Here is a 15307-nt window from a genome sequence, read left to right as displayed (position 1 = left end):
CGGGGTGTCGCGGTTACTCGTCGACCGGGTGGATCGTCTCGTGCTCGGCGGTGACCGACTTCGCGCGGCGCGCGGTCGCGCGATCGATGACGAGCGCCACGAGGGCACCCAGCGCGAGACCGATGGCCGCGCATGCGAGCAGCAGGAACCCGAAGACCTGCCCCTTGTCGAAGTCGTCGTTGGCGGGGAAGCTCACCGTGAGGATGAGCGCCACCACGGCGCCGACGAGGGCACCCAGCGTCATGAACCGCGAGTAACGCGGGGCGCGACGCACCGTCACGATGTCTCGCTCGACCTCGGTCTCGAGCGGCACGGATGCTTCGGCGCCCTGCGGGGTGCTCTCGGGTTCGGGGGTGTTCACGGGGTCGGTCACCCCTCCATTGTCCCGCATTTCGCTGCGACGACGACGAGAGCGGCCCACCCCGGTCGGGGTGGGCCGCTCAGGCTCGGCCGGACTCAGCCCGCCGCGCGGCGGCTCCGGAGGATGAGGAACACCACGAGTGCGGCGATCGCGAGCATGACGACCGCCACGAGCAGCCAGATGATCCATGCTGCAGGCCCCTCGGAAGCCGTCGCCTCCACCTCGGAGTCGGCTGCCGCAGCGGGCTGCACCTCGGGCTTCGCGGCTTCGGCCTCGATGCCGCAGCCGGCCGGCAGCGTGATCGCGAACGAGACCGGGTCGAGCTCCTCACCGGCCGCGTAGGTGCCGAACGCGGCAGCACCTTCGGCGGTGAACTCGGCCGGCACGGCCGCGCCGACGAGCGAGTCGCCGGTGCGCTCGAGCGCGCCGTCGAGATCGAGCACGGCGAAGCGCACTCCGGTCGCGGTGACCGGTTCGCCCTCCTGGGTCGTGCCCGTCACGTCGAGCCGGAGGTAGGCCTCGTCACTGCCGACGAACTCGATCGACGGCTTCGCGACCGTCGTGTCGAGGGCGCCGTCGTGACCGGTGAACTCGATCGAACCGGGGAAGGCGATGAGGCCGCGCACGGTCTCGGCCTCGATCGAACCCGTGCCGCCGGTGAACCCGAACGCCCCGTCCTGCTCGCTCGCCCCGGTGACGATCCACTCGCCGTTCGCGATGCCGCTCTCGAGGTACTGCAGGAACGAGGCCTTGAAGCCCCAGTCGAGCATTGCCTCGGTCACGGTGCAGAGCCCCGCGGGCGCACTGACGGTGAAGCGGATGCCCTTCGCCGTCGACCCCTGGAACGTCAGCGTGTGGTCGCCCGCTGCGAGGCCTGCCGGGAGGCTTCCCGTCCACGTGACGACGCCGTTCGCATCGGCGACGAGGTCGCGTGCGATCACGGTCGGCGTCGAGTAGACGACCACCATGATGTCGGTCTCGTTCGGCTGGAAGCCGTCGACCGTGACCGTGACCTCCTTGCCCGCGGCGAAGGCGGCGAGGGTTGCGGGGTCGAGCGAGATGCCCGTCGTCGCCGGCGGAGTCGCCGGCACCGGCTTCGGAGCCGCGGTGGTCGCCGAGGTGGTGGCGACCGTGCCGGAGCTGCCCGACGGCGCGGCGCCCGGCGTGCCGATGACGACCGTCAGCGGGTCGAGCCGGGTACCGGCCGAGTAGTAGCCCTGGAAGGCGAGGGCTCCCGCGGGGGTCAGGGTGACCGGCGCGTTCGCGATGCGCGTCGCGCCGTTCACGAGCGACTTCGAACCCCGCGCGAGGTCGACCACCCCGAGGTCGACGCGCGAACCGTTGACCGAGACCTCGAGCATTCCGTTCGTGGTGCTCGTGGCGCGCAGGGTCGGGTTCGCGAACGTCAGGTCGAGCAGTCCCCCGTGGCCGGTGAACCGCACCGAGCCCGCGTAGGCGGCGGTGCCCGTGCCGGTCCTCTGGCTGTAGCTGCCGCCGGTCTGACCGAACTGGAAGAGCCCGTCCGACTGCGTCGCACCCGAGCCGACCGAGATCGAGCCCTTCGCGATGTCGCCGACGATGTACTCGCGGAACGCTCCGGCGACGCCCCAGGAGAGGGATCCGCTCGACGCGGTGCCGGGCCTGCCGGGTGCCGTCGGCTTGGTCGGGGTCGTCGGCTTGGTCGGGGTCGTCGGCTCGGTCGGTTCGGTCGGTTCGGTCGGCTTGCCGAAGCTGATCGGCGTGTACGTCTCGAACGCGGCGACCTTCGCGCCACTGCCGGCGTACGTGTAGACGCCGTAGTTGCCGTCGGCCAGGGCCTTCTCGAACTCGCGAACCGTCAGCTCGACCTCGAACGAGCCGTCGGCGCCGACCGCGACCGCACCCGCGGCAGCGCCGCCGATCGACGCGACATCCGCAGCGTCCACGACCCACTTCTGCGAGTCCACGACCCGCGTCGACGATGCGGCGCCCGCGCTCGGCTTCCAGGTCTCGGCGAACGAACCGAACACCACGTACGCGCCGGCGAACTTGCCCGCCAGCGGCGGACGCGCACCGTTCGTCGCGGGCGCGTTCGGCACGAACCCGGCGCCCTCGACCACGACCGTCTCGCCCGCGGCATCCAGCCCGCTCGTCTTCGACACCGTCACCGACGGCACCACCGGCTCGGGCTCGACGTGCGCGATCGTGATCGGCGCGAAGTCGTCGAGCGAGCGATCGGTGGCCGAGAGGCCGTGCGCCGCCGACGTCGCGACGACGTACTGCTTCGCCGGATCGAACGACCCGGCCGGCACCTTCAGCGTCGTCGTGAACGAACCATCGACGATCGACGCCGGCTGCACCCACGCGAGCTGCAACCAACCAGAGGCGACCAACGGGCCGCCACCACTCCAGATCGACGCATCGCCGAGCAGCACGTACGCACCGTACTTCGCACCCGCACCGACGTAGCCCGTGCCCGACACGGTGAACGTGTTCTCGACCGCGGGATCGACGTCGGCCGACGGGGTCACCGTCAGCACCGGATCGGCGACCGGCTCCGGCGGAGCCGGCTGCGCGATCGTGATCGGCGCGAAGTCGTCGAGCGAGCGATCGGTGGCCGAGAGGCCGTGCGCCGCCGACGTCGCGACGACGTACTGCTTCGCCGGATCGAACGACCCGGCCGGCACCTTCAGCGTCGTCGTGAACGAACCATCGACGATCGACGCCGGCTGCACCCACGCGAGCTGCAACCAACCAGAGGCGACCAACGGGCCGCCGCCACTCCAGATCGACGCATCGCCGAGCAGCACGTACGCACCGTACTTCGCACCCGCACCGACGTAGCCCGTGCCCGACACGGTGAACGTGTTCTCGACCGCGGGATCGACGTCGTCGGCGGGCGACACGGTGAGCGACGGCGCAGCGACCGCGGCCGGAGCGACCTCGTCGGCGAGCGCGGGCGCCGCCGTCAGGATCGAGCCGCCGAGAGCGAGCAGCGCCGCGAGCGCGCCGGCGACCCAGCGCCTCCCCGAGCGGGTGGATATCGGTGACGGTGTCTTCACGACGCGGTCCTCCAGGCATGGCGAAGCGACGGCGCGCACAGTGCGCCGGGAGCCTCGCGAGGGTGGGATGAGGGAAGGCCGAGTTAGGTAAGCCTCAGCTAACAATGACGCTAGAGTGAAGGCTGCCGCCCTGTCAACTTTAAGGTAAGGCTTACCTCACTTCATGGCTTCCCGTGTCTTTCCGCGCCCGTACTCGACCCGCGCGACCCGCTTCGCCTTCATCGCCGTGCTCGCCGCGACGGCAGTGCTCACCACCGGCTGCGTCGCCACCGCGAGCGGTTCGACCGCCGAGCCGCAGTGCGTCGCCAGCTCGACCCCGTTCGCCGAGCTCGCGGTCGACGGGTCGCCGCGCACGATCAAGGGTCCGTCGACGGCGTGCCTCGCCGACGCCGCGCTGCCGGCGATCGACTCCGATGAGCGTCCGCAGCTTCCGGTGACGATCACCGACGACGAGGGCACGAAGGTCACGGTGACGGATGCCTCGCGCATCCTGCCGATCGACGTCTCCGGCTCGCTCGCGGCCACGGTGTTCGGGCTGGGGCTCGGCGACCGCGTGGTCGGGCGCGACAGCTCGACCGGGTTCGCCGAGGCATCCGCTCTGCCCGTGGTGACGCAGGGCGGCCACAACCTGACCGCCGAGGCGATCCTCGCCCTCGACCCCACCGTCGTGATCACCGACACGACGCTCGGCCCGCTCGACGTGCTCGACCAGCTCCGCGACAGCGGCATCCCCGTGGTGATCACGACCTCCGAGCGCAGCCTCGACACGATCGACGACCTCATCGGCCAGGTCGCGTCCGCCCTCGGCGTGCCCGAGCGCGGCGAGCTGCTCTCGGCGCAGGTCGACGCCGACCTCGCCCGCGTCGTCGCCGAGATCGACGCGGCGATCCCGACGGATCCGGCCGTGCGACCGCGCATCGCGTTCCTCTACGTGCGCGGTTCGGCGAACGTGTACTACCTCTTCGGCGCCGAGTCGGGCGCGGACTCGCTCATCGAGTCGATCGGCGGGGTCGACATCGCGAGCGAGATCGGCTGGGAGGGCATGCGCCCCGTCACCGCCGAGGCCCTCGTCGCCGCGCAGCCCGACGTCGTGCTGCTCATGAGCGGCGGACTCGAGTCGGCCGGCGGCATCGACGGACTGCTCGAACGCCTGCCGGCGCTGGCCTCGACGCCCGCGGGCGTGCACCGCCGGTTCGTCGACATGGCCGACAGCGAGATCCTGAGCTTCGGGCCGCGCGCGCCGCAGGTCGTCGAGGCCCTCGCCCGGGCGGTGTGGGCGCCCGAGCAGTCGGGGTACCTCGATGACTGACACCCGCTCGAGTGCGCCGGCCGCCGGCACGGCTCCCGACCTGCCCAATGCAGCCGACGCTCCCACGGCGACCGACGCCGTGCTCCCGAGCCTTGCGAGCAACCCGGCCCGCGGCCTCGCCCCCCGCACGAGGAGCGCGCTGCTGTTCGGCGGCCTCGCCGTCGCGCTCGTCGTCGGCGTCGTCGTCTCGGCCGGTGCCGGCCAGCTGCCCGTACCGCCGCACGAGGTCTGGAACTCGCTCCTGCGCGGCCTCGGCCTGAGCGATGCGCCCGAGGCCCTGCCCAACACGGACTCGGCACTCTGGAACATCCGCTTCCCGCGCATCGCGATGGCGCTCCTCATCGGCGCGGCGCTCGCGATGGCGGGCACCGTCATGCAGGCGATCTTCGCCAACCCCCTCGCCGAACCCGGCGTGGTGGGCGTCTCCTCGGGCGCGGCGCTCGGCGCCGCCGCCGCCATCGTGCTCGGCTGGACGGCGTTCGGCGACTGGGTGACGGCCGTCGCCGCGTTCGTCGCCGGACTCGGCGCGACCCTCGTCGTCTACCTCGCGAGCCGCGCCGGCGGGCGCACCGAGGTCGTGACCCTCGTGCTCACGGGCATCGCGATCAACGCGTTCGCGGGCGGCGCCCTGGCGTTCCTCACGTTCATGGGCGATACCGGCTCCCGTGAGGAGATCGTGTTCTGGCAGCTCGGTTCGCTGAACGGCGCACGCTGGCCCGGGGTCGCGGTCATGCTGCCGCTCGTCGTCGTCGCGGGCGTCGCAGCCCTCCTCCTCGGCCGCACACTCGACCTCTTCTCGCTCGGCGAGCGCGGTGCCCGCCATCTCGGCGTGCGCGTCGAGACGGTGCGCATCGTCTCGATCGTCGTCGTCGCCGTGCTCGTGTGCTCGGCGGTCGCGTTCGCGGGCATCATCGCCTTCGTCGGCCTCATCGTGCCGCACCTCATGCGCATGGTGATCGGCCCGGCGCACCGGCCGCTGCTCGTCGCGAGCGCGCTCGGCGGCGCCCTGCTGCTCATCCTCGCCGATCTCGCCGCCCGCACCATGGTGCCGATGGCCGACCTGCCGATCGGCATGCTGACCTCGATCATCGGCGGACCGTTCTTCTTCTGGCTGCTGCGACGCACGCGCCGGCGGTCGGGAGGCTGGGGATGAGCCGCGCACGCACGGTCGCCCCGACACCGAAGACCGCCCCAACGGATGCCCCGGCGCCCCTCGCCCTCGCCGCAACGGGCCTCGCCGTCGAGATCGACGGCGTGCGCCTGCTCGACGCGGTCGACTTCTCGGCGACGCCCAGGCGCGTCCATGCGCTGATCGGCCCGAACGGCGCCGGCAAGTCGACGCTGCTCGCGGCGCTCGCGGGCGACCGCCCAGCGGCCGCGGGCACGGTGCACCTCGGCGACACCCCGGTCGCCAGCCGGTCGCCGAAGGCCCTCGCCCGACTCCGCGCGGTGCTGACCCAGGAGCACGCCGTCTCGTTCCCGTTCCCGGTGCGCGAGATCGTCGCGATGGGCCGGCACCCGTGGGCGGGCAGCGCCGCGGCCGACGATGACGACCACGAGATCGATGCGGCGATGGCCGCGACGGAGGTCGGGCATCTCGCCGCCCGCACGGTGCCATCGCTCTCGGGAGGCGAGCGCGCGCGCGTCGCCCTCGCACGCGTCATCGCGCAGCGCACGCCCGTGCTGCTCCTCGACGAGCCGACGGCCGCACTCGACCTGAAGCACCAGGAGGACGTGCTGCGACTCGCACGCGCGCACGCCGCGGCCGGCGCCACGGTCGTGGTCGTGCTGCACGACCTGAACCTGGCCGCCGCCTATGCCGATGACCTCACCCTGCTGCGGCTCGGCCGGGTCGTCGCGACAGGTGCGCCGGGGGCGGTCCTCACCGCCGAGCGCATCGAGGCGGTCTACGGCCAAGCGGTCGACGTCGTGCCGCACCCGCGCACGGGCGTTCCGCTCGTGCTGCCGGTGCGGTGAGCGAGGCGGGCACCCGAGGGCGCGCGGCGGCGGGTCAGCCGAGGATCGGCAGCACCGCGCTGAGGTCGGCGCGCTGACCCGAGGCGTGCACCCGCCCGGCGGCGCGCGCGTCGGCCCAGGAGAGACGACCGGTCGCGAGCGCGAGCCAGGTCGTGACATCGGTCTCGACGACGTTCGGCGGAGTGCCGCGCGTGTGCTTCGGGCCCTCGATGCACTGCACGGCGCCGAACGGGGGCACGCGCACCTCGACCGTGCCACCGGGCGCCTCCTCGGCGAGCACCTGCAGCGAGTAGCGCACCGCGAGTGCGAGGGTCGAACGGTCGACGGATGTCGCGGCATCCGCCCCCTCGGCCGTCACCGCCTGCACGACCGTCACGGCCGCCCTCCCGATGTCGTCGCCGATCCTCACGCGTGCCATGTCGGCCATTCTGCCACCGGCCGTCCGCCGCCGTCAGTGCCCGCGGTCAGCGGCCGCGGTCAGTCCTCGTCGCGTAGGCGCCCGCCCTTGGGCGCGATGCCCATGAAGGTCAGCACGAGGATCATCACGGCGCCCGCGAAGATCGCGATGTCGGCGACGTTTCCGATGAACCAGTTGCCGTAGCCGATGAAGTCGACGACGTGACCCCGGCCGAAGCCGGGCTCGCGGAAGAGGCGGTCGCCGAGATGGGTGATGGCGCCGCCGAGGATGAGGCCGAGGGCGATGGTCCAGCCGACGGACCCCACGCGCCAGGCGAACCACACGACTGCGATCGCGCCGGCTGCGGCGAGGATCGCGAAGATCCACGTGTACTCGGTGCCGATCGAGAACGCGGCGCCCGGGTTGTAGACGAGCACGAAGCGGATGAGGTCGCCGATCACCGGGATCGTGGTGCCGTCGCTCAACTCGGCCTCGGCCCACCACTTGCTGGCCTGGTCGATCAGCACGATGAACGCGGCGATGCCCAGCACCCACCAGAAGAGTCGGTGGCCGGATGCACCGCGCGCGGGTGCGTCGTCGGGGCCGGCCGGGGTCTGCGCGTCTTCGGCGCCGGTCGTGTCTGAGCTCACCCGCACCATTCTCGCAGCACCGGCCCGCGAGCGCGCCCGTCACCCCCATCCGCACGCGAGGTCACGAGGCGAGGCCGCGCGGCCCGAGGCGGTAGCCTGAACCGGTGAGAATCCTCGTCCTCGGCTCGGGCGCGCGCGAGCACGCCATCATCCTCGCGCTCCTCGATGAGGAGGCCGGCCACGAGATCATCGCGGCGCCGGGCAACGCGGGCATCGCGGCATCCCCCACATCCTCGGCTCGAGGCAGTGTCACGACCATCGCGCTCGACCCGACCGACCCGGTGCTCGTGACCGAGTACACGCTCGACAACGACATCGAGTTCGTCGTCATCGGCCCAGAGGCGCCCCTCGTCGCCGGCGTCGCCGACGCCCTGCGCACCCGCGGCATCGCCGTGTTCGGGCCGGGCAGGGCGGCCGCGGCCCTCGAGGGTTCGAAGACCTTCGCGAAGCGCATCATGCAGGACGCCGGCGTCCCGACCGGCCGCGCGAACCTCGCCGAGACCCTCGACGAGGTCGAGACCACGCTCGACGAGTTCGGCGCACCGTACGTCGTGAAGGCCGACGGCCTCGCCGCGGGCAAGGGCGTGCTCGTCACCGAGGACCGCGAGGCTGCGGTCGCGCATGCCGCCCACTACCTGCAGCAGGGACCCGTGCTGATCGAGGAGTTCCTCGACGGCCAGGAGGTCTCGCTCTTCCTGCTCTCCGACGGCACGCACGTGCTGCCGCTCTCGCCCGCGCAGGACTACAAGCGCCTGCTCGACGGCGACGCCGGCCCCAACACCGGCGGCATGGGCGCCTACTCGCCGCTGCCCTGGCTCGGCGACGCCGTCGACGGCCGAGGCGGCCGCTTCGGCAGCGAGCAGGCCTTCGTCGACGAGGTCATCGAGACGATCGCGCTGCCGACCGTGCGCAAGCTCGCTGAAGAGCAGACGCCGTTCATCGGCCTGCTCTACGCGGGCCTCATCCTCACCTCGCGCGGCATCCGCGTGATCGAGTTCAACGCCCGCTTCGGCGACCCCGAGACGCAGGTCGTGCTCCCCCGCCTCGAGACCCCGCTCTCGGGCCTGCTGCACGCGGCCGCGACCGGCGGGCTCGGTTCGCTGCCGCGCCCGGTCTTCCGAGCGGATGCCGCGGTCACGGTCGTGCTCGCGAGCGAGGGGTACCCCGAGGCGCCGCAGACCGGGCGTGCGATCGAGGGCATCGAGGCGGCGGCATCCGTGCCCGGTGTGCACCTCGCCCACGCCGCGACCGCGATCGGCGCTGCGACCGACGACGGGGCCGAAGCACTGCCGCTCATCGCGACCGGCGGCCGCGTGCTCAACGTCGTCGCGGTCGGCGACGGGTTCGCCGAAGCCCGCCGCCGTGCGTACGAGGCGCTCGGACACCTGCGACTCGAGGGCGGCCAGTACCGCACCGACATCGCGGCCCGCGTCACCGAATAGAGGGAACCATGAGCGAAACGCAGGAGCACGCCGGCTGGACCCACGTCTACTCGGGCAAGGTGCGCGATCTGTACGTGCCGACCAAGCTGCTCGTCGACGACGACTCCTGGACCGGCGACCCGCTGACCTTCTCGCCGGTCGTGCTCGTCGTCGCGACCGACCGGGTGAGTGCCTACGACCAGGTGCTCTCGCCCGCGATCCCGGGCAAGGGCGCGATGCTCACGAGCCTCACCCGCTGGTGGTTCGACCAGCTGCCCCAGGTGCCGAACCACCTGGCCCACCCGCTCGACGACCGCCTCGAGGTGCTCGGGCTGCCCGAGGTGCCGGCCGAGCTCGCCGAGCGCGGCACCCTCTGCCGAACGCTCGACATGTTCCCCGTCGAGTGCGTGGTGCGCGGCTACCTCACCGGTTCGGGCTTCAAGGAGTACCAGGCGACGGGTGCCATCGGCGGCCTCCCGCTGCCCGCGGGGCTCGCGAACGGCGACCGCCTGCCCGAACCGATCTACACGCCGGCGTGGAAGGCCCCGCTCGGCGAGCACGACGTCAACGTCTCCTACGATCGCACCGTCGAACTCGTCGGCGAGGTCGTCGCAGCCCAGCTGCGCGAGCTCTCGCTCGAGATCTTCGCGCTCGCCTCCGAGATCGCCGAGGCCCGCGGCGTCATCCTCGCCGACACGAAGTTCGAGTTCGGCGCCGACCGCGCGACCGGCATCGTCACGCTCGCCGATGAGGTGCTGACGAGCGACTCGAGCCGCTACTGGGATGCCGAGGCGTACGCCACGGCATCCACGCCCGAACTGCGCATGGCGAGCTTCGACAAGCAGATCGTGCGCGACTGGCTCGCCGCGAACTGGGACCAGGACGTCTCAGAGGAGCCGCCGACCCTCCCCCACGAGATCGTGGAGCAGACGGCGGCCCGCTACCGGGAGCTGCTCGGCCGACTGACCGGCGCCTGACCCCGGCGCCTGACCCCGGAGCCTGACCCCGGAGCCTGACCCCGGAGCCTGACCGCAGTGTCGCACCGGGTGGCGCCCAGTGCACGGGCTCCTGAGCTGATCCCGTCGACGGCCGTCACGTTCGCGGCAGGCCCGACGACCACGAGCTCCCGAAGGTGGTGAGGTCGAAACGCTGCGTACCCGGATCGACCTGGTGAAGTCGGTGACGGAGACCTCGACGTTGTCGATCCCCACCGTTCGATCACGTGCTCGCGCGATTCGGAGTACCTCGCTTGACCTTGACCCGAGGTCAAGGTGGAGGCTTCTCACGTCGGCAGGACGCCGACGGGAATCGAACGCTTCGAAGGAGCGAACCACCATGACCACCAGGACCACCACCCTCTCCAGCCAGACCGCCGACCACCTCCAACGGACGATCGACGCGCTCGTCGACACCGGCATCATCGGGCTGACGGTCCGCGTCGACGACGAGCAGGGCACGTGGGTCGGCAGCGCCGGCGCGGTCGAACTGGGCGGGGACATCAAGCCGCCCGTGGACGGGCACATCCGGATCGGCAGCAATACCAAGACCTTCACCGCGACCCTGGTGCTGCAACTCGTGGCCGAAGACAGGATCGCCTTGGACGACCCGGTCGCGGACCACCTGACCCAGTTCGGGCTCGACACGCGGATCACTGTGCGGATGCTGCTCCAGCACACCAGCGGCCTCTTCAACTTCACCGGCGAGGTCTACGACGACGGGTCGATCGCGCTCGGCATCCCGATGCCATACGGCCCCAACGGAACGGAGTGGCTGAACAACCGGTTCAAGACGTATCGGCCACAAGAGCTCGTCGAGCTCGCGCTGGCCAAGCCTCCTCGGTTCGAGCCCGGCTCGGGTTGGAGCTATTCCAACACCAACTACGTCCTCGCCCGCCTGCTCATCGAGCAGGTCACCGGCCGCACCGTCACCGAGGAGATGCAGCGGCTGATCCTGACTCCTCTCGGCATGTCGCACACCGTGGTCCCGGATGACGCGGAGATCGCCGAGCCGCACCCCCACGCCTACTACCGATACGACGAGGACGGCGAACCGCGCACGGTCGACATCACCCGCCAGAACCCCTCATGGATCTCCGCCGGTGGAGACATGATCTCGACGACCGAAGACCTTCACACGTTCATCGCCGCCCTCACTGGCGGCAAGCTCCTCCCAGACGAACTGCGCGAGGAGATGTTCACCCCGCGCGCGACGGGCATCCCGAATATGGACTATGGGCTGGGCGTGTTCGTGCTGACCACCGACGACGGCGCCACCGTCATCTCGCACAACGGCGCCTCGGTGGGCCACGCGGCGCTCATGTACGCCACTCCCGACGGGTCCAAGACCCTGACAGCTGCGTTGAACTGCGTGGACGATGCGAACCTCACCGTTGCCGCAGCGTTCCAGGGCGTCCAGCAGCGCCTCCTCAACGAGACGTTCGGGAGCGGCCCCGCGTGAGCCACGGGTAGACCGGCCGCGACTGGCGCGCCGCGAACTGGGACCAGGACGTCTCGGAGGAGCCGCCGACGCTCCCGGGAGCTGCTCGGCCGGCTGACCGGCGCCTGAGCGGATCCTGCTGATCGAGCCCGCTCCTGCTGATCGAGCCCGCTCCTGCTGATCGAGCCCGCTTCTGCTGATCGAGCCTGTCGAGATCCGTCACCGGGTTTCGACAGGCTCGACCCCGCAGCGGTTGAGCGCTAGGAGGCGATCGCCTTGGCGATCTTGTCGCCGCCCTCGCTGATCGCCTTCTCGAGGGCTTCGTAGTCCTCGCGATCGATCGCCTTGTCGACCTTCTTGGCGTACTTCGTCAGCACGGCGTCGATGCGGTCGAGGTACTTGTCGTCGAGCACTGCCACGATGGCCGACGATCCCTTCGGCAGGTACTCCTCGAGCTCGATGCCCACCTTCTTCTCGTCGTGCTTCTTCGCGATCGCTCCCGAGATGGCACCGACTCCCGCCCCGATGGCCGTCGCGGCGAGCAGCGGGGGCGCGAAGAGGCCGACGACGAGTCCGGCGGCACCGCCGATCCACGTGCCGGCGGCGACCTGGCCGGTGCCGTGCTCGTCGACGGCGACCCTGCCGTCGTCACCGCGACGCATCACGACCGAGGACACGACCTCGAGTTCGGATGATGCCTCGGCGTCTTTGAGCGAGCGGTACTCGTCGGTGGCGGTCGCACCGTCGTCGTAGGTCGCCACGTACAGCACCAGGTTGTCCATGCCCATGTCTTCGTCCCCTCAGGAGGGCTCCCCGTCGATTCCCCGGGAGCCGCGTAGCCTCCACGCTAGGGATCGCGGCCTCCGAGCGCCAGACCCGATTCCGGCAGCCACGGCCGGCGTCGACGCCCGAACGGTCGCCTCCACTCGGGAATGCCCGGCGCGATCACGGGGTTATCATTAGTTGTGATTACAACCAATGGAGCGCCGGAAGGCGCGGGCCTGCTCACCGCCGACACCGGAATGGGCGCGGTCACGCTGCGCGTCGGCGACCTCGACGCGATGATCCGCTACTACCGCGACGCCGTCACGCTCGAACTCCTGAGCCACGACGGCCCCGTCGCCGTGCTCGGCCGCGGCACCACGCAGATCGTGATCCTCGAGCACGCGCCCGAACTGCGCCACGCCTCTCCGCGCGACGCCGGGCTCTTCCACACCGCGATCCTCTTCGACACCCGGGAGGCGCTCGCGACCGCGATCTACTCGATCGCCTCGAAGCATCCGGGCACCTTCACCGGCAGCGCCGACCACCTCGTGAGCGAGGCCTTCTACTTCACCGACCCCGAAGGCAACGGCATCGAGCTCTACTTCGACCGCGACCGCTCGAAGTGGAGCTGGACGCACGGCACGATCGAGATGGCGACCCTGCACCTCGACCCCAACGAGTACCTGCGCCAACACCTCACCCAGGGCGGGGCGGATGCCGCGGCATCCGGTCTCGGCCTGGGCGACGCCGTCGTGGGTCACGTGCACCTCTCGGTCGGCGACGTCGCGAGCGCGCGCGAGTTCTACGTCGAACGACTCGGCTTCGAGACGACGGCCGAGATGGGCGACCAGGCGCTCTTCGTCTCCGCCGGCGGCTACCACCACCACATGGCGATGAACACGTGGAACAGCCGCGGCGCCGGCCGTCGCGGCCTCGCCCTCGGACTCGGCAAGGTCGAGATCGTCGTGCCCGGTGCCGACGACCTCGGCGAACTCGGCGAACGCATGGGGCACTATCGGGTCGCAACGCGCGACGACGGCCTCACCCTCGCATTCGACGACCCGTGGGCGAACCTCGTCGTGGTGCGCGCCGCCGACTGAGTCCGTGGGTCGAGCCGGTCGCGACCCGACCGCGACGCGGATCTCGACAGGCTCGATCGACTGAGCAGCACGAGGTCAGCCGTTCGGGGGCGTCGGCCCCTTCGCGTGCGACATGTCGTGGAACTCGTCGAAGGCCTGGCCCTCGCCGGGCAGCGGGGTGACGTCGGGCCGCGCGCGCAGCCCGTCGAGCATGACTGTGAGCTGGCGACGCCAGTACGGCAGGTACGCCTTGCCGTACTGGCCGAGCGAGCCGAGCATGTCGACCATCACGCTGAGGTCGACCGCGGTGACGTCTCGGCGCAGCGACCCCTCGGCCTGGGCGCGGGCGACCACCGCGTCCATCATCGGCACGAACTCGGTGGCGGGGCGGTGCTTCGGATCCAGTTCGGCGACGCGGCGCATCACCGCCGGGAGGTACGGCGAGTCGGCGAGCCATCCGCTGACCAGTTCGAGCCAGAGCTCGATCCCCAGCCAGCCCGTCTCCGCGCCGAGGAACTGCGGCGCGAAGTCGTGCAGGTCGGTGACCGCGGCATCGTAGAGCTCGCGCACGAGCGCGTCGCGGTTCGGAAAGTGGCGATACACGGTGCCGGCTCCGACTCCGGCGCGTGCCGCGAGCTCGTCGAGCGGCGCGTCGACGCCGCGCTCGGCGAAGAGCTGCTTCGCCTCGACGAGGAGTCGCTCGTGGTTGCGCCGCGCATCGCGGCGGGGCGACTGGGATGAGCTCACGCTTTCACTGTACGCGCGTCGATCGGCTATGATTCGGAGGGTCGCCTCCGTTTACCCGAATGAACGGGGCGGCGACCTCTCTGGGGGGAGGGGTTGCGGCGCGGCGGGCACCTGCCGGTGCGTCCGGCAAGGGGGATGCCCGCCGTGTCGGCTCCCGCGCGTGGTTAGGCTGGTGCCGTGACTACTGAGCCAACCGAACCCGAGGGCGCGATCGACGGCGTCGAAGCCAACACCCGCACGATCGAGGCGTCCGTCGTCACCGATTTCAGCGATCGCATGAGCTACGGCGGCTACCTCGACCTGCCGACCCTGCTCTCCGCGCAGCGGCCGATCTCGCGGCCCGAGCACCACGACGAGCTGCTGTTCATCATCCAGCACCAGACCACCGAGCTGTGGCTGAAGCTCGTGCTGCACGAGCTCGAGACCGCGCGCGACCTGCTGCGCTCCGACGAGCTCGCCCCGGCGCTCAAGTGCATCGCGCGCGTCAAGCACATCCAGAAGACGCTCACCGAGCAGTGGTCGGTGCTCGCGACGCTCACGCCCACCGAGTACGCGCAGTTCCGCGGCGTGCTCGGCAACGCGAGCGGGTTCCAGTCGTACCAGTACCGCGCCGTGGAGTTCGTGCTCGGCAACAAGAACGCGAAGATGATGCAGGTCTTCGAGTCGGATGCCGCGGCCACCGCCACCCTCCGCCACGCCCTCGACTCGCCGAGCCTCTACGACGAGTTCCTCCGCCTGCTCGCCCGCGCCGGCTACCCGATCCCCGCAGCGATCCTCGAACGCGACGTCACCCAGGCGTGGACGTACGCACCCGAGCTCGTGCCGGTGTTCGCATCGATCTACGCCGACACGTCGGAGCACTGGGCCGCCTACGAGACGTGCGAGGAGCTCGTCGACCTGGAGGACAACTTCCAGCTCTGGCGCTTCCGGCACCTGAAGACGGTCGAGCGCATCATCGGCAACAAGACGGGCACCGGCGGGTCGAGCGGCGCGAGCTTCCTGCGCCGCGCGCTCGACCTCACCTTCTTCCCCGAGCTGTACGCCGTGCGCACGGAGATCCCGGGCTGACGATGCCGAGCCCTCTCGATCCCGGACCGCCCGAACTCGGGCCCCGCGCCCGGCGC

Annotated in this window: 14 protein-coding genes; 8 read left to right on the top strand and 6 right to left on the bottom strand. The window is 71.1% G+C overall.

Annotated elements, in window-relative coordinates; all coding sequences use genetic code 11:
• Positions 1-13: 13 nt before the first annotated feature.
• Both BUR99_RS07215 and BUR99_RS07210 read right to left on the bottom strand, forming a co-directional pair.
• Positions 14-373, bottom strand: coding sequence for a hypothetical protein (locus BUR99_RS07215; RefSeq protein ID WP_143231527.1), 360 nt, complete (start codon positions 371-373; stop codon positions 14-16).
• Between the two features lie 83 nt (positions 374-456).
• Positions 457-3402 carry an HtaA domain-containing protein gene (locus BUR99_RS07210; RefSeq protein ID WP_074259713.1) on the bottom strand — a complete coding sequence of 982 codons (2946 nt, stop codon included), beginning with the start codon at positions 3400-3402 and terminating at the stop codon, positions 457-459.
• A 163-nt stretch (positions 3403-3565) separates the two neighbouring features.
• On the opposite strand from BUR99_RS07210, the gene BUR99_RS07205 reads away from it, so the two are divergent.
• From BUR99_RS07205 to BUR99_RS07195, 3 genes are read left to right on the top strand one after another with little or no spacing between them, the layout of a single operon-like run.
• Positions 3566-4711 carry a heme/hemin ABC transporter substrate-binding protein gene (locus BUR99_RS07205; RefSeq protein WP_074259712.1) on the top strand — a complete coding sequence of 382 codons (1146 nt, stop codon included), beginning with the start codon at positions 3566-3568 and terminating at the stop codon, positions 4709-4711.
• On the top strand, positions 4704-5864 hold the full coding sequence (locus BUR99_RS07200) for a FecCD family ABC transporter permease (protein WP_084183769.1): 1161 nt from the start codon (positions 4704-4706) through the stop codon (positions 5862-5864). Before BUR99_RS07205 ends, BUR99_RS07200 begins: the two co-directional genes overlap by 8 nt.
• Entirely contained in the window at positions 5861-6688 is an 828-nt protein-coding gene (locus BUR99_RS07195) for a heme ABC transporter ATP-binding protein (protein ID WP_074259711.1), read from the top strand. The genes BUR99_RS07200 and BUR99_RS07195 overlap by 4 nt, the downstream gene beginning before the upstream one ends.
• 34 nt (positions 6689-6722) lie before the next feature.
• On the opposite strand, the gene BUR99_RS07190 is transcribed toward BUR99_RS07195, so the two are convergent.
• Both BUR99_RS07190 and lspA read right to left on the bottom strand, forming a co-directional pair.
• A complete protein-coding gene (locus BUR99_RS07190; RefSeq protein ID WP_074260264.1) occupies positions 6723-7106 on the bottom strand; it encodes a sterol carrier family protein in 384 nt (127 codons plus the stop codon).
• 59 nt (positions 7107-7165) lie between these two features.
• Positions 7166-7735: a signal peptidase II gene (gene lspA / locus BUR99_RS07185; protein WP_234980782.1), complete on the bottom strand. Its 570-nt coding sequence runs from the start codon at positions 7733-7735 to the stop codon at positions 7166-7168.
• A gap of 104 nt (positions 7736-7839) precedes the next feature.
• Here lspA and purD point away from each other — a divergent pair, with 104 nt between their 5' ends.
• The 3 genes from purD (at position 7840) to BUR99_RS07170 (ending at position 11613) form a co-directional block, all read left to right on the top strand.
• A complete protein-coding gene (gene purD, locus BUR99_RS07180; protein ID WP_074259710.1) occupies positions 7840-9177 on the top strand; it encodes a phosphoribosylamine--glycine ligase in 1338 nt (445 codons plus the stop codon).
• A gap of 8 nt (positions 9178-9185) precedes the next feature.
• A complete protein-coding gene (locus BUR99_RS07175; protein ID WP_074259709.1) occupies positions 9186-10133 on the top strand; it encodes a phosphoribosylaminoimidazolesuccinocarboxamide synthase in 948 nt (315 codons plus the stop codon).
• Between the two features lie 193 nt (positions 10134-10326).
• Positions 10327-11613 carry a serine hydrolase domain-containing protein gene (locus BUR99_RS07170; protein WP_234980781.1) on the top strand — a complete coding sequence of 429 codons (1287 nt, stop codon included), beginning with the start codon at positions 10327-10329 and terminating at the stop codon, positions 11611-11613.
• A 239-nt stretch (positions 11614-11852) separates the two neighbouring features.
• Here the strand turns inward: BUR99_RS07170 and BUR99_RS07165 are convergent, their stop codons facing one another.
• A complete protein-coding gene (locus BUR99_RS07165) occupies positions 11853-12380 on the bottom strand; it encodes a DUF1269 domain-containing protein (RefSeq protein WP_074259707.1) in 528 nt (175 codons plus the stop codon).
• Positions 12381-12614: 234 nt separating this feature from the next.
• Here BUR99_RS07165 and BUR99_RS07160 point away from each other — a divergent pair, with 234 nt between their 5' ends.
• Positions 12615-13457, top strand: a complete 843-nt coding sequence (locus BUR99_RS07160) for a VOC family protein (RefSeq protein ID WP_074259706.1) — start codon at positions 12615-12617, stop codon at positions 13455-13457.
• A gap of 75 nt (positions 13458-13532) precedes the next feature.
• Here the strand turns inward: BUR99_RS07160 and BUR99_RS07155 are convergent, their stop codons facing one another.
• The gene (locus BUR99_RS07155; RefSeq protein ID WP_074259705.1) at positions 13533-14183 is read right to left on the bottom strand and encodes a TetR/AcrR family transcriptional regulator; all 651 of its coding nucleotides are present in this window, start codon (positions 14181-14183) and stop codon (positions 13533-13535) included.
• A 210-nt stretch (positions 14184-14393) separates the two neighbouring features.
• Here BUR99_RS07155 and kynA point away from each other — a divergent pair, with 210 nt between their 5' ends.
• Positions 14394-15251: a tryptophan 2,3-dioxygenase gene (gene kynA / locus BUR99_RS07150; RefSeq protein WP_074260262.1), complete on the top strand. Its 858-nt coding sequence runs from the start codon at positions 14394-14396 to the stop codon at positions 15249-15251.
• Positions 15252-15307 lie beyond the last annotated feature (56 nt).

This window comes from Agromyces cerinus subsp. cerinus (assembly GCF_900142065.1).
GTDB lineage: Bacteria > Actinomycetota > Actinomycetes > Actinomycetales > Microbacteriaceae > Agromyces > Agromyces cerinus.
This window is presented reverse-complemented; position numbering and strand designations above follow the sequence as displayed.